The organism is Micromonospora sp. DSM 43699 (assembly GCF_055517075.1).
Genome location: NZ_JBTMMT010000285.1, coordinates 1 through 258 on the forward strand (window position 1 = coordinate 1; position 258 = coordinate 258).

Below are 258 nucleotides of genomic sequence, written 5' to 3' on the forward strand. Positions count from 1 at the left end.
GGTCGGTGAGTTGTTGTTCGGGGGTGTGGGTGGTGGTGGCTTTGGCGGTGGTGATCTGTTGTTGGACGAGGTTGTCGTAGGTGGGGCGGTTGGTTTGTCGGAAGACGCCGATGGGGGTGTTGCGGAGATCTGGTCCGGGGAGTCGGGTGAGGGCGAAGGCGTAGGCGGGGTCGGTGATGGTGGTGTCGTGGATGACGATGTCTTCGGGTGGGGTGGTGGCGGTGTCGCGGACTTCGAGGCCGAAGGCGTGGGGTGGGT

At 64.7% G+C, this 258-nt stretch carries 1 pseudogene; it reads right to left on the reverse strand.

Annotated features, from left to right (window positions below):
* A pseudogene (locus AC0AIB_RS31650) lies at positions 1-258 on the reverse strand (2-oxoacid:ferredoxin oxidoreductase subunit beta); the annotation flags it as partial.